Source organism: Nonomuraea sp. NPDC048882 (assembly GCF_040649755.1).
GTDB classification, from domain to species: Bacteria; Actinomycetota; Actinomycetes; order Streptosporangiales; family Streptosporangiaceae; genus Nonomuraea; species Nonomuraea maheshkhaliensis.
The window spans coordinates 969,136-990,247 of the sequence record NZ_JBEZGB010000002.1 but is presented as its reverse complement, the minus strand read 5'-3'; the positions used below and the strand labels follow the sequence as shown (position 1 = coordinate 990,247).

The window sequence follows — 21,112 nt, the reverse complement described above, 5'->3', positions numbered from 1 at the left end:
TCCTAACTCTGCGTCGCATTCTCGGTTACACAAGGCCACAACAGCCCGGCAACCGAAGGAGGAGATGCACTCATGACCCACATGATCACCATCCCCGGCGAGACCCCCTGCGAGTGCGGCAACGCCCTCACCCAGGGGCAGACCCGATGCGCCAAGTGCGTGGCGCGCAGCCGGTGGGCGCGTAAGGAGCGGGCCCGCAACCGGCGCAACCGGGGCTCGGAGATCCGGCGTCCCCGGCGCGGCCCGCGCTCGGCGGCGGCGATGGGGGTGAGCTGGACGTGAACTGGCTTCCCCTGATCATCGCCGCCCTGCTCAGCACCACGGTGCTGACCGGCTACGTCATGGTCCTGGTCGGCATCCGCCGAGAGGACAAGGCCCTGAACCTGCGCCGTCAGACCGGCGGCGCGTCGGCCGCGCTGGCCCGGAAGGTTACCGGCTGCTACGTCCGGGACGGCGTGACGTGGACGTAGACAACTGCTCCTCGACCTTCGCCAGCCGGACGGCGAGGTCCTGCACGGTGGCGCGCAGCTCGGCCAGGTCGGCCGGGTCGGGCTGCTCGTCGCCGGCGGGGCGCTGGTCGGCGTCGCGGACGAAGACGCCCTTGCCCTGCTGGCCGATCACCAAGCCCTCGTTGCGCAGGATGCCGACGGCCATCTTCACCACGCTCAACGAGGCGTCGTATCGCGCGGACAGCTGGGCGGTGGACGGGAGCGGGGTTCCGGGCGCGAGAGAGCCGCCGTGGATCTGCGCTCGGAGATCGTCGGCGATCTGGAGGTAGCCGGGCCGGCCGGTGTTCTGGACCATCGCTGTCCCATCACATCACGAAACAACGACCAAGCCAACCGAGAACACGTTGACAACCAAGCCAACTAGGTTAACTATGTTGGGTAACGACGAAAGAGGAGGTCACAGCCCATGCGTTCCGTCCCGATCCCTGTGGATGTCAGCAAGCTCGCCATCACCTGCGTCAAGGGCCCGCGCCCGCGCGTGCTCAACAAGGACACCGGCGAGATCAAGACCGACAAGAACGGCAACACCGTCTACGAGGTCACCGTCTCCGTCGAAGACGAGTTCGGCCGGATCGAACTCGTCAAGATCGGCATCACCGGCGAACCGCCCATAAAGACCGGCGACATCGTCAACGCCGTCGGCCTGCTCGGCTACGTCTGGGAGATCGCCGGACGGTGGGGCATCGCCTACCGCGCCTCGGCTCTCCTGCCCGTCAAGGAGGCCGCCGATGCGTGACGCGCTGCTGGTGCTCGCAGTCCTGGCCGCGTCGGCGGCCGGGCTGTGGGCCTGGCGCCGCTACCACTACCCATCCTTCTGGCTCGCCCTCGGCTTTCCCCTCGTGGCCCTGTCGGTCCGCGCCTCCTGGCGGCGGGTCGCCCTCGGCTGCGGCCTGACCAAGAAGCGGCAGCGCTTCTGGTTCACCACCGTCCCCGGCCTGGTCGCCTCGACCGGCGTAGTCCGCGTGCGGCGCAAGTGGCAGCGCATCGCCGTGGACACCAAACCGTTTATGTGGCTGCCCAAGCCCACCCGGCACGGCTGGCGCGTCACCCTGCACACCCTGGAAGGACAGGCCCCCGGCGACTACGCCGACGTCGCCGAACAACTCGCGCACTCCTGGGGCGTCCACGCCATACGCGTCTCCTCACCCGGACCGGGACGGGTCGTCCTCATGGCGACCATGCGCGACCCGCTCGTCCACGTCACACAGCTCCCGGCTTCGGATGAGCTGCTCAAGGTGACCGTGGGACGGCTGGAGACCGGCCAGCCATGGGTGATCGACTTCCGCACCGTGCCGCACTGGATCAACGCAGGAGCCACCCAATCCGGCAAATCCAACCTCGCCAACGCACTCATCATCGGCCTCGCCCCGCAACCGGTCGCGCTGGTCGGCTTCGACCTCAAGGGCGGGGTCGAGTTCACGCCGTACGAGCCTCGGCTGTCGGCGCTGGCCACCTCCCGCGCCGAGTCCGTCGGCCTGCTGGATGACCTGGTCGCGCTGATGACCGACCGGATGGGGCTGTGCCGCCAAGCCGGTGCCCGCAACATCTGGCAGCTCCCGCCCGCCCTCCGACCCGTCCCCGTCGTGGTCCTCGTCGATGAGCTGGCCGAGCTCTACCTGATGGCAGACAAGTCCGAGAAAGAAGAGATCGCCAAAACCTCAACGAACCTGCTCCGGGTCGCCCAGCTCGGCCGGGCGTTCGGCATCTACCTGTTCTGCTGCGGCCAACGGATCGGCTCCGACCTCGGCCCCGGCGTCACCGCCCTGCGCTCCCAGTGCTCGGGACGGATCTGCCACCGGGTCAACGACCCGGAGACCGCCACCATGACCCTGGGCGACCTCGACCCCGCCGCCCTCGTCTCGGCCCGCGCCATCGCCGCCGAGACACCCGGCGTGGCCATCGTCGCCGGCCAGGACGGCCAGTGGTATCGCGCCCGCTCCTTCTACGTCACCGAGCAGAGCGCCGAACACGCCGCCCACACCCACGCCCACCTCACCCCGGCCTGGGGCGAGATCACCGCCCACCTGCCCGAACCCATCACCGCCTGACCCACGAACGGAGGAACGATGCGACGCTTGGCCTGCCGACTGCTCGACACCGGCCCGGTCCTCATCCTGGCCGCCATCGCGGGTGCCGGATCGTTCACCCACATCCGCGACACCGCCAGCCAGCACGGCCAGACCGGCTGGATGTCCTGGGCCATCGCCGTCTGCATCGACCTGACCTGCGTCATGGCCGCCCGCGAACGCCAGCACGACAAGAAGACCGGCCGCACCCGGCCCGGCCGCCTCACCTGGCCCGTCCTCGTCCTGACCGGCGGCGTCATCCTGTCCCTGGCCGCTAACCTCGCCCAAGCCGACCCGACCGTCTGGGGCTGGATCACCGCCGCCACCCCGGCCGCCGCCTTCCTCATCGCCATCTCCATGCTCGAACGCCGCGCCGCCCATCCTGCGCCATCCGCTCCGGAGCCCGCTCCGGTCCTGGTCGAGTCCCCGGAACCGGAACTCGCCCCGAACCACGTCCAGGACGAGAACGAGCGGGAGGCCGACCTCGCACCCGCCCTCGTCGACTACGCCCGCCGCGTCGCCGACGACCACCACACCCGGCACGGCAAACCCATCACCGCCGACGCCCTACGTACTCACCTGGGCGTCTCCAGCCAACTCGCCACCGACCTGTTGCGCACCCTGCGCACCGCCTGAAAGGAGCACCACACCATGACCTGCGACCGCCGCACCGACCTCATCAACGGACTGCTCGACCTGGCCGCCTTCCTCGACGCCCACCCCGACGTGCCCGTCCCGTTCAGCGTCACCGTCCACCACTTCCCCGACCGCACCAGCGACACCGACCAATGCACCGAGATCGACCAGATCGCCGCCCTCGTCGGCTCTGACATCGACTACGAGGACTCCCCGTACGGCCACTACGCCACCTCGCGCATGTTCGGCCCGGTCGAATACCGCGCCGTCGCCATCCTGTCCGCCGCCCGCGCCCGCCACGACGCCTATGCCAGCTATCGCGGCTGTGTCCAGCCCGACCCGGCACCCATCGCCAGCAAGGAGGGTCAGCTCCGATGAACGAGGTCATCCACTACATCTGCTGCACCTGCCACGGCACCGGCATCGACTCCGACAACACCCGCTGCCGCGACTGCGAGGGCACCGGCATCGACAACCACGGCGCCTAACAGCGCGGCGCCCTCGGCCTGGCCGCACATCCGCCAAGACGACTGCCAGGTCGAGGGCCATCCCTTCACCCGAACGAGCGAAAGGAGACCACCATCATGCCCACAACCCATGCCACCGCGCACGCCAAAGCAGGCATGATCGCCCGACTCAACCACCCCGACTACGACCGCTGGGCAAGCCAGATCCGCGCCACCGGCGGCTGCCGCCAGCCCATCCACCTACGCGGCCGAGTCGACCACTACGACCAGGCCACCGGCCAGCTCCTGCACCGCTACACCACCCGCACCGAACCCGACGGCATCCTGCGCGTCCCCTGCAAGACCCGCCGCGCCTCCCGCTGCCCCGCCTGCGCCGAGACCTACCGCGCCGACACCTACCACCTCATCCGCGCCGGCCTCATCGGCGGCAAAGGCGTCCCGGAGACGGTCACCGCCCACCCGACCCTGTTCGTCACCCTCACCGCACCCAGCTTTGGAGCGGTCCACGCACGGCGTGAGAAGAACGGCAAGACCCTGCCCTGCCACACCCGCCGCGACACCCCGACCTGCCCGCACGGGCGTGTGATGGCCTGCACCGACCGCCACCACAAAGACGACCCCCGCCTCGGCGAACCACTCTGCCCGGACTGCTACGACTACACCGGCTCCGTCCTGTTCAACGCCCTCGCGCCGCTGCTGTGGAAGCGCTTCGCCGACTCCGTACGCCGCCACCTGGCCAAACTCGGCGGCCTGTTCCTCAAAGATCTCCGCTACCACCTGACGCTCTCCTTCGCCAAGGTCGCCGAATACCAGCGCCGTGGCGTCGTCCACTTCCACGCCGTCATCCGCCTGGACGGCCCCGGCGGCCCTGACGCACCCCCACCACCCTGGGCCACCGCCGACGTCCTAACCCACGCCATCCAACACGCCACCAAAGCCGTCTCCGCCAAAGCACCCGCCTACGCCGACCAGCCCGAACGGCCCCTGCGCTGGGGCAACCAGCTCGACATCCGCCCCATCACCCTGGACGGCGACCTCACCGACCAAGCCGTCGCCGGCTACATCGCCAAGTACGCCACCAAAGCCGCCGAATGCGTCGGCACCCTCGACCACCGCATCAACCCCCTCGACAACCTCGACGCCTACCACCTCCGCGACCACGCCCGCCGCCTCATCACCACCTGCATGGCTCTCGGCGCACAACCCGGCCTCGCCGAACTCCGCCTCACCCACTGGGCCCACATGCTCGGCTTCCGCGGCCACTTCTCCACCCGCTCCCGCCGCTACTCCACCACCCTCGGCCAACTCCGCGCCGCCCGCGAACACCACGCCCGCGACCACGACATCACCACCGGCCGCCTCCCCCTCTTCGATGAGGACACCGTCCTGGTCATCAGCCACTGGGAGTACGCAGGCAAGGGCCACTCCCTCGGAGACGCCCTCCTCGCCGCCGCCATCACCGGCACGCCACGACCCGAGATCCCAGAAGGCCGCCAATGACCCGGCTCCTTCTCACTGTCCCGGAAGCCGCCGAGGCGCTGGCCATCTCCCGCAGCAAGCTCTATCAACTGCTCGCCACCGGTGCGGTCGCCTCGATCCGCATCGACGGCTCCCGCCGCATCCCCGTCTCCGCCCTCACCGACTACATCACCCACCTGACCAGGAAGGAGGCCGTCCTATGACGAAGACCCTCGTCGGCACGCCGGACGAACAGCCGCGCAGGAAGAAGGCACCCAAGCTGCGCGACGGCGTCATGAAGCGCGGCACCACCTGGTCCTACGTCATCAGAGTCCGCGATCCGGAAACGGGCGAGAGCAAGCCGCGATGGGTGGGCGGCTTCGCTACCGAAGATGACGCAAAGGCCGCACGCGATGAGGCCCGCGTGAACGCCCGCCGTGGCGAGTATGTCGATCGGAACGAGATCACTGTCTCGGACTACCTCGACATGTGGATTGAAGATCACGCTATGGAGATCAAGCCTGGCACCCTAGAGGACTACCGCACCGGCATCCGCCTCTACATCAAGCCGTACATCGGCAAGATGCGCCTTCAGGCGATCCGCCCGTCCACGATCACCAAGCTCTACCGCGATCTCCTTACCAAGGGCAGCAAGGACGGCCGGCCACTCAAGGTCTCTACCGTCACCCACACCCATGCGATTCTCCGCCGGGCCTTCCGCGACGCCGTAGTGGTCCATGAGTACATCAGCAGTTCGCCCGTAGAGAAGGCCAAGCGTCCACGAGCGGACCTCGACAGCCCCGGCACAATCTGGACCGCCGCCCAGCTCCGCACGTTCCTCACCCTGGCCCGTACACACCGACTTCACGCCTTCTTCCATCTGGCCGCGTACACCGGCGCCCGTCGTGGCGAAATGCTCAACCTCCACTGGAAAGACATCGACCTCGACGGCAAGCGCATCACCATCAAGGGCTCCGTGGGCGTTGTGGAAGGCCAGCGCGTCGAGGGCACCACGAAGAGCGGTAGAACGCGCGTCGTGAGCATCGCCGATGCCACCGTGAACGTCCTACGCGAGCACCAGAAAGCCCAGGAGGCCGAGAAAGCCCGCGTCGGAGACTCCTGGAAGGGCACCGACGACAGCGTGTTCACGACTGCTTGGGGCGGCCCTATCTACCCCACCACCGTCACTGGCCTGCCACGCAAGCTCATCGAGGCCCACAACAAAACCGCTACAGACCCGCTACCAGTGATCCGCCTGCACGACCTGCGCCACGTCCACGCGACCCTGCTGCTCCTGGCCGGAGTCCCCGTACATGTCGTTGCAGCCCGCCTCGGTCACGCCGACCCTGCCATCACTCTCCGGGTCTACGCGCACGTGATTCGCTCCGCCGAAACTGCTGCGGCCGACATCTTTGCAGGAACTGTTACTGATGACGATCACGACTGAGATGTCCCGCCACCCTGTCCCTTCGGGAGACGAGCCTTGAACTGAGCGTACTTGGCATCAAGCTCAGCCTCTTGAGCAGGGAAGACATATACGCGATCAAGAATGGCCTCGGCAAGGGTCAGTGCGTCACGGACGTCCTGACCCTTAATTGCATGCCCGTCGTAGTGCGCACCACCGTTGAGGAAGTCTCGGAGGTGGTCCGCCCACTCCCAAAGGCGGCCATCAATCACACCAAGATCGCGCAACTCTCGGAGCTGTGCAGCAAGAGGGTTCTTCTTGCCCCCTGAAACACCGTTGCGTCGGCATACAGCTTCAAGGCCTCGCCTGACGGCGACAGCGGCCGCTTTCGACCATCCTGCTCGAAGATGCTCCTCGGCTTCCTCCAACTGCCCGCGGATGTCGACCGGGATGGCTGGGTGGAGTCTGCGGTTCTCTTCCTTGGGCCAGGCCAGCTCTGGATCACCCCACCTGGAGCCATCCGGCACCTGCATGGTTAGGAAGGGAGCGTCACACTCGGGACAGAGAAACAGCGTCACCTGATACGGTTCGCCATCTTCGTCCTGGTACCAGACGGAACGCTCCTCTGGAGCCGACACCGGCCTGGCACAACTCGGACACAGAGCCAAAAGAGATGACTGACCACCCATGGTCACCTCCACGGTGGGGAGCCGCCAAGAACCGAAGCGTTGCCTCGGCCTCGGCTGTTAGCAAAGGTGTTAGCAAAAGGCCCCCTGTGATCATCACAGAGGGCCTCTGAACTGGGAGCCGCCTTGGGGATTCGAACCCCAGACCCCTTCATTACGAGTGAAGTGCTCTGGCCGACTGAGCTAAGGCGGCATCTGCCGTGCAGCTTGAAAGAGTCTACAGGAGCCTGAGGGTTCTCGCTCCCACCGATCATCAGATGCCGGGACGGACCGTCCGTCCTCTCCGTGCCACCAGCGCCCCGCAACAACCGCCCATCTGCCACATCCTTCGAGAACGCGAACCCGACCAGCCAGCGCCACCAGGGAGCGCCACGCTCTGTCCGCCGCCCCGAACGGCCACCCTTACGCCTCACCCTTCGGGAACACGATCCCGAAGGGCGGGCGTCACCAGGGCCCGGCGTCAGGGGGCCTCCTCCGCCAAGCGCCATCGCCGTGCCAAGGCACCACTGACGTACGGACGAGGCCCCGCCCGTCAGACCGGTTCCCCGTCCCCGTACGTCGAGTCATAAGCCTTCCGCGGCCCGCAGACACTCGCCTTCGAACAGGCGCACCGCCGCCCCCCGTCGTTCAGCCGCACCACCACCGAGTCCGACGGCACGTTGTGCCCCACCACGGTGCCCGCGCCCTCCGGCGTCTCCACGCTCACGCCCACCCGCGGAGCCGAGGCTCGGAACTCCTGGTAGAGCGGGTGCTCGTACTTCAGGCAGCACATGAGCCGCCCGCACGCCCCCGCGATCCGGAGCGGGTTGACCGGGAGGTCCTGGTCTTTGGCCATGCGGACGGAGACCGGCTCGAAGTCCTTCAGGAACGTGGCGCAGCACAGGTCGCGGCCGCAGGGGCCGATGCCGCCCTGGAGGCGGGCCTCGTCTCTCGGGCCGATCTGGCGTAGCTCGACTCTGGCCCGTAGGTTGCGGGCCAGGTCACGGACCAGAGCGCGGAAATCGACCCGGTGGGGGGCCGAGAAGTAGACCGTGTAGACGTTGTCGGCGTCGAGATAGTCGATGCCGACGACCTTCATCGGCAGGCCGTGCCGTTTGATCAGGCGCTTGGACACGCTGCGGGCCTCGGCTCTGCGGCGTTTGTTGGATTCGTCGCGGGCCAGGTGTTCCTCGCCGGCCGGCCCCGCGCAGAGCGGGAGGCCGTCGACGTCTTCGCTGGTGTATTGGGGCGCCCACACGCACTCCGCCACCTCCGGGCCCGAGTCCGTCGGCACGAGCACCTTGTCGCCCACCTTCGGGCTGTGCTGGCCGGGATCGAGGTAGTAGAGCCTCCCGTAACGGGTGAAGCTCACAGCCATCATCATGCCCATGGACTCGAGCTCGCCTCCTGACGGCCTGGGGGATCGCTTACGGCCTTCGTTGCCACATTACGTGGGTCCATGCGCCGGTGGTCAGAGGTGGTGGCGAGGTTATTGGTCGGGTCAGCCGCCCCGGAGGGCGCTGCGTCGCGTCAGCCGCTCGCCGGGCAGATCGTGCTCTCCGGCAGGGTGACTCCGAACTCGTACTGCAGAGCGGATTTATCGGCCGGACACGGCAGGTACGTGGCCTGAGCCACCCCGGGCTGCTCCCGCAGCTCGGAGAGCACGTCCTGCCAGGATGAGTCCGGCTTCAGCCTGAGGCGGAAGGCTTGCGGCATGTCTTCCACTCTGGTCGCGTCGAGCAGGGTCTTGTTGCTCTTGTACGTCTTCCGGAAGTCCTCGTACGCCGCCTTCTCATCGATGTACTCATATTTCTCGACCTCGGGCATCTTCCCGATCAGCACCTCGAGCGCCTTCTTCTCGGCAGGTGTCGCCCCCTTCCCCGCCTTCGTGACCTTGAAGTCGCCGTTTTCGCCGTCCACGCGCACCGCACCGCACGTGGGCAGAGCCGTGCCCTTCTTGCACAGGAAGACGCTGATCGGCCACTTGCGCAGCTCCGCGGCCTGCGGCCAAGGCGGCCCGGAGGGATTGACGACCTCCTGGATGCCGGTCACCTGCCGGAGTCTGTCCTGCACCTCGCGCACGTCGGCGCCCTCGCTCAGCCGCAGGGTGAACGAGGCGGGCAGGTCGGTGATCTTCACCTCTTTCAGCACCGACCTGTTGTGAACGAAGTCCTTCTTGAGGCTCTCGTAGGCTGACGCCCTGCTCGTGTAGACCACGCTCTCCACTTGCGGAAGCGCTCTCAGCGTGGTCTCGATCTCCCGGATCCGGTCAGGTGGGACGTCGCCCGTGCCGCACCGCGCATGCTTCGACGACGCCGAGCAGAGGAAGGCCACCAGCTCGCTCTCCTTGCCCTGGGCGGCCGGCGGGTTCATCGCCGCCACGCTGCCCTGGTCGCCGCCGTCCACGCCGAACGCCGTGAACGCTGTGAAGGCCGCCGTGCACATGAGCACCACCACCGTCGCCGCGCTCACCATCCGCAGATCCACCCGGAACCACCGCCGCTCCGGCGGCCGCAACGGCCGCAGCGTGCCGGTGTCGACCGTCGCCCCGGCGTCGGCGAGGGCCTGCCGCAGTCGGTCTTCCACAGGGCTGTTCATGATTCCTCCCTAAGCACCCGCCCGAGGGCGGCCAGCCCTCGCGTGATCGTGGACCTCACCGTGCTGGCGTTGACCCGCATCGTCTCGGCGATCTCCTGGTCGGTGAGATCGAAGTAGTAGCGCAGCGTCAACGCCTCCCGCTGCCTGCGCGGCAGCCCGTGCAGCGCCAGCAGCACCTCCCGCCGCTCCTCGCCCAGCATCGCGGCGCTCTCCGCCGACCAGACGGGCGGCTCGTACGGCACCGCCCGTCTGAACACCGTCGCCCGCCTGCGCAGCACCGACCGGCAGCCGTTGAGCACCGCGGAGCGCACGTAGGCGAGCGCCCGGTCGGCGTCACGCAGCCGGGCCCGGCCCGCGTGAGTGCGCGCGAACGCCTCCTGCACGACGTCTTCGGCGGTGGCCTGATCACCGACCATGATGAGCGCCAGGCGCACGAGACCGACGTGTTGCTCGGCGAAGATCGCCGCCACATCGACCTGACGCGCGGTTCGAGCGTCCTGCTGGATGAGTAGTTCGGCTTCCACGTAACAGAGACGTCTGAGGGCCTCGTCTGCTGCTTGGGTCACCGGAGTATCTTGCGGCCGCCGCCACGGCTCTCAACCGCCCGCCGGCCGCCCTGTGGACAACTTCAGCGCAGCGAAAGCATCATCGCCTCGACGGCCATCTGCGGGTTGACGTTGGCCGCCAGCCGTTCCCTGCACTGCATGATCGCGTCGATCCGCCGCAGCGTCTCCTCAGGCGTCGAAGACCGGGCGAGCTGGTCGAGATCGAACCGGATGTCGTCATTCGCCAGCTCGACCCCGGCCGCCCCGAACTGCAGCGTCAGCACATCACGATAAAAGGCCACGAGCTCCAGTAGCGCCGAGTCGAGCGAGTCGCGCTTGATCCGGGTGGCCCGCGACTTCTGCCGGTCCTCCAGCTCCTTCAGCGCCCCGGCCCCGCCGCGCACGAGCCCTCGGTTGAGCCCCTTGCCGGTGGACCCCTCCCCGTACAGCTTGCGCAGCTCCGCCGTCTCGTTCTCGTTGAGCGCGGCCGTGGCGGCGGCGGCCTCCTCCTCGGCCGTCTTCACCAGCCGTTCGGCGGCGGAGACGCACTCGCCGACCCCGGTCAGCGTGCGCGGGATGCTCAGTACCGCCTCCCTGCGGCTCCTGACGCCCTCGTCGAGCGCCAGGGAGCGGGCTCTGGCGATGTGGCCCTGGGATGCCCTGGCGGCGAACCTGGCGGTCTCCCAGGGCACGCTGTCGCGGGTGGCCAGCACGTGGGCGACGGCCTCCGTCGCGGGGGTGGTGAGGTTGACGACGCGACACCGGGACCTGATGGTGATCATCAGGTCGTCGGGGGCGGGCGCGCAAAGCAGCCATACCGTACGGGGCGGCGGCTCCTCCACGGCCTTGAGCAGGGCGTTCGCGGCGGACTCCGTGGCCCGGTCGGCGTCCTCGAACAGGATGACCCGCCACCGCCCCTGCGTCGGCGCCCCGGCCGCGCGCAGGATCAGCTCCCTGGTCTGCTTGACGCTGTAGGACAGCCCCTGCGGGCGTACGGCTTCCAGGTCGGGATGCGAGCCGATGAACACCTGGTGGCACTGGTCGCAGTGGCCACAGCCGCCCTGGGGGCACATCAGGGACGCGGCGAAGGCGCGGGCGGCCTCTTCCCGGCCCGAGCCAGGCGGGCCGGTGAACAGCCACGCGTGCGTCATGCCGGCGCCCCGACCGCCCGCGACGACCTCACCGGCCGCCGCCGCGGCCCGCGACAGCACGGCCGCCGCCTGCTCCTGCCCTACGAGGTCATCGAAAACGGTCACGGGGTAAGGCTAGTCGCGGATGGCGGGCATCGTCCCCGTGATGTCTTCCGACTCCCTCGGCACCGGGTCGGGCAGGATCTCCCTGATCCGGTCCTGGATCCGGCGGGTGATCGCCTCCTGCGGCATCGTGCCGTCGATCACGAGGTAGCGCTCGGGCGCCGCCGCCGCGAGCGCCCTGAACTCCTTGCGCACCCGCTCGTGGAACTCCAGCGGCTCGGACTCGATCCGGTCGGCCGCCCCGCCCAGCCGGGCCAGCCCGACCTCGGGCGGCGTGTCGATGAGCACGGTCAGGTGCGGCACCAGCCCGCCGGTCGCCCAGGCGTTGATCTTGGAGACGTCGGCCGGGTCGAGCGAACGGCCCGCGCCCTGGTAGGCCAGCGACGAGTCCACGTAGCGGTCGGTGACCACCAGCGAGCCCCGGTAGAGGGCCGGCCTGATCACCTTCTCCACGTGCTCGGCCCGGTCGGCGGCGTACAGCAGCGCCTCGGCCCGCGCGGACAGCCCGCGCTCGGCCGCGTCGAGCAGGATCGCGCGCAGCCGCATGCCGACCTTGGTCGAGCCGGGCTCACGCGTCTGCACGACGTCGTAGCCCTGGTCGCGCAGCCAGATCGCGACCAGCCGCGACTGCGTGGTCTTGCCCGAGCCCTCGCCGCCCTCGAACGCCACGAACAGCCCGGGCACGTGCTCGGCCGACTCGGCAGGGAAGCGCTCGCCGCGCACCGCCGCGATGAGGTCGGCCGCCAGGGAGACGCCCTTCCTGTCGTCCATGTGCCGCAGGGCCAGGATGCCGACGCCCATCGCGAGCGCCCCGCCGACCACCAGCACCAGGTTGGTGCCGTCGAAGCGGTAGCTGAGCGTGCCGAACTCCAGCACGTGCAGGCCGAAGAGCGCGGCCAGCGGGTTGGCCAGGGACACCACCAGCAGCAGCGTCACCCGCGCCGTCGACTGCAGGAACGAGAACGTACGGCCGCGCAGCCCGTCTTCGACCTCCAGCCCGATCAGCGTGTAGCCGATGATCCAGGCGATGCCCGCGCACGCCCCCAGCACCACGGTCAGCATGACCACGATCACCAGGTTGTGCACCAGCGCGATGGCGAGCAGCACCAGCCCGGCGACGGTGATGGACAGCCCGAACAGCCGCCGCCTGGACAGCTCGCGCAGCAGCCGCAGCCCGAAGAACATGCCCAGTGCCATGCCGACGAAGACGGCGCCGAACACCACGCCGTAGGCCGCGTCGCCGCCGCCGAGGGTCGCCACGTAGACCTTGGCCACGCCGACGACCGCCCCGCCCGCGGCGAAAGCGCCCAGCATGCCGATGACCAGGCCGCGCACCATCCGGTTGCCACCGACGAAGCGCCAGCCCTCGACGACCTGCTTGAGCACCGAGGGCGTCGAGATCGTGCCGTCACGCCTGGGGATGTCGCGAAGCGTGAAGATGAGGAAGGCCGACACGAGATAGGCGCACGCGTTGACGATCAGCGCGAGCCCGGTGGCGTCGCGCCCCTCGACGAACGGCACCACTCCGCCGATCAGGTCGCCCGCCACCGACAGCGCGGCGAACAGCATCGCCGCGACCGGCGCGGTGCCGTACGTGACCAGCAGGTTGAGCTGGTTGGCCGACTCGAGCTGCGCCTTCGGCACCAGGTTGGGCACCGTCGCGTCCTTGGCCGGGACCCAGAACAGGTTGACGCACTCGACCAGGACAGTCGCGGCGATGACCCACTGGTAGCTGCCCACGAACGGGATCGACAGCACGATCGCGAACCTGGCCAGGTCGGCCGAGAACATCGTCAGCCGCCGGTCGAACCGGTCGGCGAAGACGCCGGCCAGCGGCCCGAGCAGCACGGCCGGCAACATCTTGGCGACGAACACGCCGCCGACGGCGAGCGACTGCACCCGGTAGTCGCCCTGGGTGAGGTTGGCCGCGAGGGCCGTCAGCGCCAGCAGGTTGAGCCAGTCGCCCAGACTGCACACCGACATGGCCGTCCACAGCCGTCGAAACGGCGCATTGGCCAGCACATGGGTCGAGCGGCTACGGCCAAGGGCAGTCATGATTTCAGCGTATCCAGGTGTCGACCGGAAGGGAGGGAACAAGACGAGCCGGATATTCCCGGCTGCTCGTGGCTGAGAGTATTACGTGATCGGGCTCGGGCGCAGGTTTCGCCACTCGAATAGGCCCCCGAAAACCTTCTCAATTCATAACTCCGGCCTCATGTCGCGCCTCTTCCACCAATGGCCGCCACTCGGCCCTGACGTCGTCGGGCAGAGCGAGCTCGTCCCACAGGTCGATCAGCAGCACGCCGTCGACGTGAGCGAGCAGCTCTCCGGGCTCGCCCTCGCACAGCAACGCCATGTAGGCCGCCCGGCGCTCGTCCCGGTCGGACAGATCGTAGTCGCGCCCGCCGACCCGCACGGACCCCAGCGCCGCCGCCACCGGCAGCCGGCCCAGCCGGGTGGGCACGTGGACGGTCCGCCCCTCGCCGGTCACCCGGGGCACGCACTCGACCTTGGCCTCCAGCACCAGCCGGAACCCGGCGGCGTCGAGGATGCGCCCCGCGGTCTCCAGCGTCGGCGACTTCCTGCCGTGCTCGTACGCCGACAGCGTCGTGCGCGAGGTGCCGCTCACGCTGGCCAGCGCCTTCTGGTTGAGGCTGGCCGCATGCCTGGCCTGCTTGAACAGCAGCCCGCCGCGTCTGGCCCAGAAGGCCACGTCCTGCCGCAGCGCTCGCTCCAACGGCGAGGAGACCATGACCACACCTCCGAAAGTATCCGCTCGGATACTGTACGCCATCATGGCATGGCGTGACCACCGGATTACAAAAGGTCAGCCGCGCAGTTCGAGAATCGTGATCTCGGGCGGCGCCCCGACGCGCACAGGCGGGCCCCAGAAGCCCGCTCCCCTGGTGACGTACACCTGCACCCCGTCCACGGTCGCCAGCCCAGACACGACCGGCTGCTGCAGCCCCACCACCAGGTTGAACGGCGCGATCTGCCCGCCGTGCGTGTGACCGGAGAGCTGCAGGTCGACGCCGTGCCGCGCGGCCTCCTTCACCTGGACCGGCTGGTGCGCCAGCAGCACCGTGGACCGGCCGGGCTCGCGCCCGCCGAGCGCCTTGGCGAAGTCGGGCGACTCACCGGCCGGGGCGCCCCCGATGTCGTTGACGCCGGCCAGGTCGAGCACGGCGCCCTGGTGCCTGATCTCCACCCGCTCGTTTCGCAAGGAGCGTACGCCGAGCTCGGCCAGCTCCTCGATCCACTCCCCCGGCCCCTCGGCCGTGAAGTACTCGTGGTTACCGGTAACGAAATAAGCGCCATATCGGGATTCGAGACTCTTGAGCGGCCGAGCCAGCGCCCCGAGCTGCGCCACCGACCCGTCCACCAGGTCACCCACGATCGCGACCACGTCGGCCTCGAGCCCGTTGATCATCCGGACGATCCGCTCGGTGTGCCCGATGCCCGTGAGCGGCCCGAGATGGATGTCGCTCACCACGGCGAACCGCAGGCCGGCGAGCCGCGAATCCAGCTTCGGCAGCGTGACCTTGACCGGCTCGATCACGGGATCGCCCAGGGCGCTGACCATCCCGTACCCGACCGTGCCCAGCGCGCCCACCCCGGCGACCGCGGCGGTGGCCCGGTCGAGGAAGAGCCGCCTGCTCATCGAAGACGCGACGGGAACGTCCACGGCGACGTCAGCGGGCACCCCGGCCCCAGCACCGCCCCCAGCACCCGCCCCGGCCGACACCGCGACAGGCGGCGCCGCCACACTCTGCGGCTCCCGCCGCCCCGCACGCCGTACGAGGGCCGCCACGACCGCCCGCGGCACCTCCAGCACGACGAGGATCACGACCAGGTAGAACATCACCGCCAGCCAGATGAACCCGGGCCAGAGCGCCCAGCCCTCCAGCCCCATCCTGCTGCCCACGAGCGTGGTCACGAGGATCGCGAACAGCGCGACGACGCTCCAGGTCAGCGCCTTACGCAGCCTCCCGGGACCGGTCGTGCGGCGCACCAGCCGAAACCACAGGTATGCGTGCGCGAGCAGCACCAAGGCCAAGAAGAACAGGACGAACACATGAACGATGCTACTTCCGGCGGCCGACATTCCGGCGGCCCCGGCCAGGCGGCCGCCGGAATGTGATCTACGACTTGGCCGCGGGCTTCTTGGCCGGAGCCTTCTTCGCCGGCGCCTTCCGCGTGGTCGTCTTCTTGGGTGCGGGCGCCCGCTCACGCCGTTCGGCCAGCAGCTCGGCCGCCCGCTCGATCGTGATGTCCTCGACCGTGTCGCCCTTACGCAGGGACGCGTTGGTCTCGCCGTCGGTCACGTAGGGCCCGAAGCGCCCCTCCTTGACCACGACCGGCTTCTTCGAGTTGGGGTCGTCGCCCAGCTCGCGCAGCGGCGCCGCGGCTGCCGCCCGGCCCCTGCCCCGCTGCTTGGGCTGCGCGAACAGCTCCTTCGCCTTGTCGATGGTGACCGTCAGCAGCTCGTCCTCGGAGGCCAGCGAGCGGGAGTCGGTGCCCTTCTTCAGGTAGGGGCCGAACTTCCCGTTGTGCGCCACGACCTCCTCGCCCTCCAGCTCGCCGACGACCCTCGGGATCGTCAGCAGCTTGAGCGCGTCGTCCAGCGTGATCGTGTCCAGCGACATCGTCTTGAACAGCGAGCTCGTACGCGGTTTGACCGCGTCCGCCTTCTTCGTCCGCCGCTTGGGCGCCTCTTCGTCGGCGGCCGGCTCGGGCAGGACCTCCGTCACATAAGGCCCGTAACGCCCGTCCTTGGCCACGATCATGTGACCCGTCACCGGGTCGGCGCCCAGTTGCCGATCACCCGTCGGCCGCGAGAACAGCTCCTCGGCCTTCTCCGCGGTCAGCTCGTCGGGCGTCATGTCCTCGGGCACGTTGACCCGCGCGCCGTCGCGGTCGAGGTAGGGGCCGTAACGTCCGACCCGCAGGACGATGTCGCTGCCCTTGACCGGGAACGAGCTGATCTCCTTGGCGTCGATGTCGCCGAGGTCGGTGACCATCTCCTTCAGGCCCTCGTCGCCGTCATCGCCGCTGCCGTAGTAGAAGCGCTGCAGCTCGGGAACGCGCTCCGCCCGGTCGTTGGCGATGTCGTCGAGCACCTTCTCCATGTCGGCGGTGAAGTCGTAGTCGACCAGGTTGCCGAAATGCTGCTCCAGCAGGTTGACCACGGCGAACGCCAGGAACGACGGCACCAGCGCCGTGCCCTTCTTGAACACGTAACCGCGGTCGAGGATGGTGCCGATGATCGAGGCGTACGTCGACGGCCGCCCGATCTCCCGATCTTCCAGCTCCTTGACCAGCGAGGCCTCGGTGTAGCGGGCCGGCGGCTTGGTCGAGTGGCCGGCCACGTCGAGGCGCGTCACGCTGAGCGCGTCGCCCTCCACCAGGTTCGGCAGCCGCTTCTCCGAGTCGTCGCGGTCGGTCGAGGGGTCGTCGGCGCCTTCGACGTACGCCTTCAGGAAGCCGTAGAACGTGATCGTCCGCCCGGACGCGCTGAACTCGACGTCCTCTCCGGCCGACGACCTGCCGCCCACCTTCACGGTGACCGACTCGCCGACCGCGTCCTTCATCTGGGAGGAGACGGTGCGCTGCCAGATCAGCTCGTACAGGCGGAACATGTCGCCCGACAGCCCGGTCTCGCCCGGCGTGCGGAACTCCTCGCCCGACGGCCGGATCGCCTCGTGTGCCTCCTGCGCGCTCTTCACCTTGCTGGAGTAGACGCGCGGTTTGTCCGGAACGTACGCGGCGCCGTACAGCTTGACGGCCTGCGACCGCGCCGCCGCGACCGCCGTCTCCGACAGCGTGATGCTGTCGGTACGCATGTAGGTGATGAAGCCGTTCTCGTAGAGCCGCTGCGCCACCTGCATCGTGTATTTCGCGGAGAAGCCCAGCTTCCTGCTGGCCTCCTGCTGCAGCGTGGTCGTCCGGAACGGCGCGTAGGGCTTGCGCGTGTACGGCTTGCGCTCGACCGACTTGACGGCGAACGACGCCCCCTGCAACCGGCCGGCCAGCTCGCCCGCGGCGGCCTCCGACAGGTGCAGCACGTCGGCGTTGCCCTTGAGCTGGCCGGTGCTGGCGAAGTCGCGCCCCTGCGCCACCCGCCTGCCGTCGACCCCGGTCAGCGTGCCGGTGAAGTCGCGCGGCCGCTCGTCGGCCTTGCCCGTGTCGAACAGCGCCTGAAGGTCCCAGTAGTGGGCGACCGTGAACGCTATGCGCTCCCGTTCGCGCTCCACCACCAGCCGCGTCGCCACCGACTGCACCCGGCCGGCGGACAGCTTGGGCTTGACCTTCTTCCACAGGACGGGGCTGACCTCGTAACCGTAGAGGCGGTCGAGGATGCGCCGGGTCTCCTGGGCGTCCACCAGGCGGAGGTTGAGGTCGCGCGGGTTGGCCACGGCGTCGCGGATCGCCTGCGGGGTGATCTCGTGGAACACCATGCGGTGCACGGGCACCTTGGGCTTGAGCACCTCGCGCAGGTGCCAGGCGATGGCCTCGCCCTCGCGGTCCTCGTCAGTGGCCAGATAGAGCTCGTCGGCGTCCTTGAGCAGCTGCCGCAGCTTGTTGACCTGCGACCTCTTGTCGGGGTTGACGACGTACAGCGGTTCGAACTCGTGCTCGACGTTCACTCCGAGACGCGCCCACGGCGCCCCCTTGTACTTCTCGGGGATGTCGTCGGCCTTCTCCGGCAGGTCGCGGATGTGACCGATGCTCGATTCGACGATGTAGCCGCGCCCGAGGTACCCCGCGATCGTCTTCGCCTTGGCGGGCGACTCGACGATCACCAGGCGTGTTCCGCCGGCGCTGCCGTTCTTGGCTGGCACGCTGCTTCCTACCTCGCTGTTCGCTTGCAAATCCCCCTGCCGGGAGTCGGCACAGATCTGAAAGGTAACCCGACTCGCGGAAATTTCCTTCCCCCGGGCTACCCACTAGCTTCCGGGTCCACCCGCAAGCACGCAGAATAAGGCCCATCGAGCGGCCTGGCGCCCTGACTCACCCTGGAGACTAATCGTTGTGCTCGACTACTCCTACATGGATATCTTCATTCCACGCGATCTCACTCGCGAAGCAGCACGTCAACTGCTGACCGAACACGCAGAGTACGGTCAGTGGGAGCTCGCGCGCGTCCGGGTCTACCCCGACGGCAGCCGACGCGTCCGCCTGCGGCGCAAGATCATGAAGGTACGCAGCACGCTTTGAACGCGAACATGGCTTTGCCCGCCCCGGGCCGCGCCCCCGGAACGGGCAAAGCGTCTACCGCCGCCTACTCACAGACTGTGAGCGGAAGCCGTCCTGTGTTACGTACTTCCTGATCCCTTACTTACGGCCGATCCGGAACCGGCGGGTGGCGCCGAAGAGCGTCGCCGAGGCGGCGAGCATGGCGCCGGCCAGCAGCGCGAGCAGGGAGCCCGAGTTCATCCCGGTCACGCCCGCGGGCTGCTCGGCGCTCATCAGGCCGAGCTGGGGCACCGGCAGGGCGCGGGTGGTGGAGTTGACGGCCCCGCCGATCGGGGTGGAGGCGACCAGGTCGGTGGCCGGGGCGAGCGGGGAGCTCGACCGGGGCGCGACCGAGCGGCCCTTGCTGTCGACCGGCGCGGAGACCGCGGTGCGCTTCGGCTTGGCCGGGGCGGCGGGCATGCCGGGCAGCTCGGGGAGCTGGGGCAGGCCGAACGTCCTGGCGGCGTCGTCGACGACGGGGAGCTGGTGGGTGACGCCGCCGACGCTCTCCAACTGCTTGGTCACGTCGGGGAGCTGCTTGGTCAGGTCGTTCGCGCCGCCGAGCCCCTGAGTGAGGCCGCCGACCTTGCCGCCGACCTCCTGCACCCCGCCGAGGACCGGCAGGGACGGCGTGATCGGCAGCATGCCGCCCTTGGCGCCCGACACCTTGCTGTTGAACCGGGCGAAGCGCTCGAACCCGTCGGGACGCTGGAAGCCGGGCCGGCCGACGTTCGAACCGCCGAGGCACCCGGCGGCGGCGTCGCCCAGGACGGCCGCGGCGTTGCCGCAGACGTTGATCGGCGCGCTGATCGGGGCCACGACCTGGTTGCCCGACAGCACCCCGCCGGCGCCGGACGTACGGTTGCCGCCGCCCCCGACCCCGTGGTGCGGCCAGACGCCCGCGCCACCCTTGCAGTGGGCCCGCGACGCGCCGAGCACGGCGGCCGCGTTGCCGCAGACGTTGATCGGGGCGGTGATCGGCGCGATCACCTGGTTGCCCGACAGCACGCCGCCCGCGCCGGACGTACGGTTGCCGCCGGCGCCCTTGCCGCCGTTCTTCACCACGGCTCCGCCCTTGCAGCCGGCGAACGCGTGGCCGAGCACGGCCACGGCGTTGCCGCAGACGTCGATCGGCGCGCTGATCGGCGCGACCGCCTGGTTGCCGCTCAGCACGCCCCCGGTGCCCAAGGTACGGTTGCCGCCCGCCCCTGAGCCGCCGCGGGTGTTGTGCACCTCGGCGCCGCCCTTGCACCCGGCGACCGCGTTGCCCACGGCGTTGCCACAGGCCTCGACCGGCAGGCTGATCGGGGCGATGACCTGGTTGCCGCTGCCGACCCCGAAGCGCCCGTCGGTGTCGTTGCCGGTGGAGCCGTGAGCGTGGTGGGGGGCGCGGTAGTGGTGGCCGGGCCCGCCGTTGTTGGTGACGGACGACCCGCCGGCGCAGCCGGAGAACGCCCGGCCGACCGCCGCGACCGAGTTGCCGCAGATGTTGATCGGCGCGCTGATCGGCGCGACGACCTGGTTGCCGCCCAGCACCGACCCCTTGCCCGAGGTACGGTTGCCGCCCGCCCCCACGCCGGTGTTGTGGACCGCCGATCCGCCCTTGCAGCCCGCCGTCGCGTCGCCGAAGATCGCCACCGCGTTGCCGCAGGCGTTGATCGGCGCGCTGATCGGCGCGGTGATCTGGTTGCCGCCGAGCACGCTGCCGTCGCCGGAGGTACGGTTGCCGCCGGCCCCGCCCTTGCCCTGGTTGCGAACGGTGGCCCCGCCCTTGCAGCCCGCGTCGGACTTGCCGATCAGCGAGACCGCGTTGCCGCAGGCGTTGATCGGGACGCTGATCGGCGCGTTGACCTGGTTACCGCCGCCGACGGACCCGTTGCCCGACGTCTCGTTGGGGATGCCGGGCCGGCCTGAGTTGACGACCTCGGCGCCACCCTGGGAGGTGGCCTCCGACTTGCCGACCGCGGCGATGGCGTTGCCGCTGATGTCGATCGGGATGGAGACCGGCAGGTCGACCTGGTTGCCGCCCGCGACGGACCCGTCGCCGGAGGTGTCGGCCAGGGCGGTGCCGCCGCCGAACGACATGACGGCCACGGCCAGGAGAGCCGCAGGGCTCGTTGCCTTCGCCCACGTACGCATGATGGATGCTCCTAGTGGTTTTGGGGGGATACCTGAACGGTTCGCGGGCAGCCCGAAGCCGTGCGAGGTATCGCGCACAGCGGAGACCTCGGATTCGCGAACCAGTCGAACGTGATGTCCTTCACCTGCGGGCGG

General features: G+C 69.3%; 21 protein-coding genes and 1 tRNA gene. 10 read left to right on the top strand and 12 right to left on the bottom strand.

What is annotated here, in order from left to right:
- Positions 1-72 precede the first annotated feature (72 nt).
- Together AB0C27_RS10025 and AB0C27_RS10020 are read left to right on the top strand one after the other, a co-directional pair.
- A complete protein-coding gene (locus AB0C27_RS10025) occupies positions 73-282 on the top strand; it encodes a hypothetical protein (RefSeq protein ID WP_357840554.1) in 210 nt (69 codons plus the stop codon).
- The gene (locus AB0C27_RS10020) at positions 279-470 is read left to right on the top strand and encodes a hypothetical protein (protein WP_357840551.1); all 192 of its coding nucleotides are present in this window, start codon (positions 279-281) and stop codon (positions 468-470) included. Before AB0C27_RS10025 ends, AB0C27_RS10020 begins: the two co-directional genes overlap by 4 nt.
- On the opposite strand, the gene AB0C27_RS10015 is transcribed toward AB0C27_RS10020, so the two are convergent.
- Positions 430-804 (bottom strand): winged helix-turn-helix domain-containing protein, encoded by a 375-nt coding sequence (locus AB0C27_RS10015; protein WP_357840549.1) that lies wholly within the window; start codon positions 802-804, stop codon positions 430-432. The genes AB0C27_RS10020 and AB0C27_RS10015 overlap by 41 nt on opposite strands.
- Positions 805-915: 111 nt before the next feature.
- Here AB0C27_RS10015 and AB0C27_RS10010 point away from each other — a divergent pair, with 111 nt between their 5' ends.
- The 7 genes from AB0C27_RS10010 to AB0C27_RS09980 all read left to right on the top strand — a co-directional run bounded on the left by AB0C27_RS10010 (position 916) and on the right by AB0C27_RS09980 (position 6,583).
- Positions 916-1,245, top strand: coding sequence for a hypothetical protein (locus AB0C27_RS10010; RefSeq protein WP_357840546.1), 330 nt, complete (start codon positions 916-918; stop codon positions 1,243-1,245).
- A complete protein-coding gene (locus AB0C27_RS10005; RefSeq protein WP_357840543.1) occupies positions 1,238-2,557 on the top strand; it encodes an FtsK/SpoIIIE domain-containing protein in 1,320 nt (439 codons plus the stop codon). Before AB0C27_RS10010 ends, AB0C27_RS10005 begins: the two co-directional genes overlap by 8 nt.
- 18 nt (positions 2,558-2,575) lie before the next feature.
- Positions 2,576-3,211 carry a DUF2637 domain-containing protein gene (locus tag AB0C27_RS10000; protein ID WP_357840541.1) on the top strand — a complete coding sequence of 212 codons (636 nt, stop codon included), beginning with the start codon at positions 2,576-2,578 and terminating at the stop codon, positions 3,209-3,211.
- Positions 3,212-3,226: 15 nt separating this feature from the next.
- A complete protein-coding gene (locus AB0C27_RS09995; RefSeq protein WP_357840538.1) occupies positions 3,227-3,589 on the top strand; it encodes a hypothetical protein in 363 nt (120 codons plus the stop codon).
- A 206-nt stretch (positions 3,590-3,795) separates the two neighbouring features.
- Complete coding sequence (locus AB0C27_RS09990; RefSeq protein ID WP_357840535.1) at positions 3,796-5,178, top strand: replication initiator; 1,383 nt, start codon at positions 3,796-3,798, stop codon at positions 5,176-5,178.
- On the top strand, positions 5,175-5,360 hold the full coding sequence (locus tag AB0C27_RS09985; protein ID WP_357840532.1) for a helix-turn-helix domain-containing protein: 186 nt from the start codon (positions 5,175-5,177) through the stop codon (positions 5,358-5,360). The genes AB0C27_RS09990 and AB0C27_RS09985 overlap by 4 nt, the downstream gene beginning before the upstream one ends.
- Entirely contained in the window at positions 5,357-6,583 is a 1,227-nt protein-coding gene (locus AB0C27_RS09980; RefSeq protein ID WP_357840529.1) for a tyrosine-type recombinase/integrase, read from the top strand. The genes AB0C27_RS09985 and AB0C27_RS09980 overlap by 4 nt, the downstream gene beginning before the upstream one ends.
- Here AB0C27_RS09980 and AB0C27_RS09975 read toward each other — a convergent pair.
- From AB0C27_RS09975 to topA, 10 genes are all read right to left on the bottom strand, one after another.
- A complete protein-coding gene (locus AB0C27_RS09975) occupies positions 6,574-7,119 on the bottom strand; it encodes a DUF4145 domain-containing protein (protein ID WP_357840526.1) in 546 nt (181 codons plus the stop codon). The genes AB0C27_RS09980 and AB0C27_RS09975 overlap by 10 nt on opposite strands.
- A gap of 227 nt (positions 7,120-7,346) precedes the next feature.
- Positions 7,347-7,420: transfer RNA gene (locus AB0C27_RS09970), tRNA-Thr, on the bottom strand.
- 339 nt (positions 7,421-7,759) lie between these two features.
- Entirely contained in the window at positions 7,760-8,590 is an 831-nt protein-coding gene (ricT, locus tag AB0C27_RS09965; RefSeq protein ID WP_357840523.1) for a regulatory iron-sulfur-containing complex subunit RicT, read from the bottom strand.
- A gap of 146 nt (positions 8,591-8,736) precedes the next feature.
- On the bottom strand, positions 8,737-9,804 hold the full coding sequence (locus tag AB0C27_RS09960; RefSeq protein ID WP_357840520.1) for a permease-like cell division protein FtsX: 1,068 nt from the start codon (positions 9,802-9,804) through the stop codon (positions 8,737-8,739).
- A complete protein-coding gene (locus AB0C27_RS09955) occupies positions 9,801-10,370 on the bottom strand; it encodes a sigma-70 family RNA polymerase sigma factor (protein WP_357840517.1) in 570 nt (189 codons plus the stop codon). Before AB0C27_RS09955 ends, AB0C27_RS09960 begins: the two co-directional genes overlap by 4 nt.
- A 62-nt stretch (positions 10,371-10,432) precedes the next feature.
- On the bottom strand, positions 10,433-11,605 hold the full coding sequence (locus AB0C27_RS09950) for a DNA polymerase III subunit delta' (protein WP_357840514.1): 1,173 nt from the start codon (positions 11,603-11,605) through the stop codon (positions 10,433-10,435).
- A gap of 9 nt (positions 11,606-11,614) precedes the next feature.
- Positions 11,615-13,657, bottom strand: a complete 2,043-nt coding sequence (tmk, locus tag AB0C27_RS09945; RefSeq protein WP_357840511.1) for a dTMP kinase — start codon at positions 13,655-13,657, stop codon at positions 11,615-11,617.
- A gap of 139 nt (positions 13,658-13,796) precedes the next feature.
- Entirely contained in the window at positions 13,797-14,354 is a 558-nt protein-coding gene (locus tag AB0C27_RS09940; protein WP_357840509.1) for a helix-turn-helix transcriptional regulator, read from the bottom strand.
- Positions 14,355-14,429: 75 nt separating this feature from the next.
- The gene (locus AB0C27_RS09935; RefSeq protein ID WP_357840506.1) at positions 14,430-15,677 is read right to left on the bottom strand and encodes a metallophosphoesterase; all 1,248 of its coding nucleotides are present in this window, start codon (positions 15,675-15,677) and stop codon (positions 14,430-14,432) included.
- A gap of 67 nt (positions 15,678-15,744) precedes the next feature.
- Positions 15,745-18,444: a type I DNA topoisomerase gene (gene topA, locus AB0C27_RS09930; protein WP_357840503.1), complete on the bottom strand. Its 2,700-nt coding sequence runs from the start codon at positions 18,442-18,444 to the stop codon at positions 15,745-15,747.
- Between the two features lie 190 nt (positions 18,445-18,634).
- On the opposite strand from topA, the gene AB0C27_RS09925 reads away from it, so the two are divergent.
- Entirely contained in the window at positions 18,635-18,820 is a 186-nt protein-coding gene (locus AB0C27_RS09925; RefSeq protein ID WP_106243331.1) for a DUF5703 family protein, read from the top strand.
- A 117-nt stretch (positions 18,821-18,937) separates the two neighbouring features.
- Here the strand turns inward: AB0C27_RS09925 and AB0C27_RS09920 are convergent, their stop codons facing one another.
- The gene (locus AB0C27_RS09920) at positions 18,938-20,977 is read right to left on the bottom strand and encodes a chaplin family protein (protein ID WP_357840500.1); all 2,040 of its coding nucleotides are present in this window, start codon (positions 20,975-20,977) and stop codon (positions 18,938-18,940) included.
- Positions 20,978-21,112 lie beyond the last annotated feature (135 nt).

What these genes read in the sequence shown, in the direction of transcription:
- tmk (WP_357840511.1), bottom strand. Translation starts at nt 13,657, where the DNA reads ATGACTGCCCTTGGCCGTAGCCGCTCGACCCATGTGCTGGCCAATGCG.
- AB0C27_RS09995 (WP_357840538.1), top strand. Translation starts at nt 3,227, where the DNA reads ATGACCTGCGACCGCCGCACCGACCTCATCAACGGACTGCTCGACCTG.
- AB0C27_RS10005 (WP_357840543.1), top strand. Translation starts at nt 1,238, where the DNA reads ATGCGTGACGCGCTGCTGGTGCTCGCAGTCCTGGCCGCGTCGGCGGCC.
- AB0C27_RS10025 (WP_357840554.1), top strand. Translation starts at nt 73, where the DNA reads ATGACCCACATGATCACCATCCCCGGCGAGACCCCCTGCGAGTGCGGC.
- AB0C27_RS09920 (WP_357840500.1), bottom strand. Translation starts at nt 20,977, where the DNA reads ATGCGTACGTGGGCGAAGGCAACGAGCCCTGCGGCTCTCCTGGCCGTG.
- ricT (WP_357840523.1), bottom strand. Translation starts at nt 8,590, where the DNA reads ATGATGATGGCTGTGAGCTTCACCCGTTACGGGAGGCTCTACTACCTC.
- AB0C27_RS09990 (WP_357840535.1), top strand. Translation starts at nt 3,796, where the DNA reads ATGCCCACAACCCATGCCACCGCGCACGCCAAAGCAGGCATGATCGCC.
- AB0C27_RS10010 (WP_357840546.1), top strand. Translation starts at nt 916, where the DNA reads ATGCGTTCCGTCCCGATCCCTGTGGATGTCAGCAAGCTCGCCATCACC.
- AB0C27_RS10015 (WP_357840549.1), bottom strand. Translation starts at nt 804, where the DNA reads ATGGTCCAGAACACCGGCCGGCCCGGCTACCTCCAGATCGCCGACGAT.
- AB0C27_RS09940 (WP_357840509.1), bottom strand. Translation starts at nt 14,354, where the DNA reads ATGGTCTCCTCGCCGTTGGAGCGAGCGCTGCGGCAGGACGTGGCCTTC.
- AB0C27_RS10000 (WP_357840541.1), top strand. Translation starts at nt 2,576, where the DNA reads ATGCGACGCTTGGCCTGCCGACTGCTCGACACCGGCCCGGTCCTCATC.
- AB0C27_RS09985 (WP_357840532.1), top strand. Translation starts at nt 5,175, where the DNA reads ATGACCCGGCTCCTTCTCACTGTCCCGGAAGCCGCCGAGGCGCTGGCC.
- AB0C27_RS09960 (WP_357840520.1), bottom strand. Translation starts at nt 9,804, where the DNA reads ATGAACAGCCCTGTGGAAGACCGACTGCGGCAGGCCCTCGCCGACGCC.
- AB0C27_RS09980 (WP_357840529.1), top strand. Translation starts at nt 5,357, where the DNA reads ATGACGAAGACCCTCGTCGGCACGCCGGACGAACAGCCGCGCAGGAAG.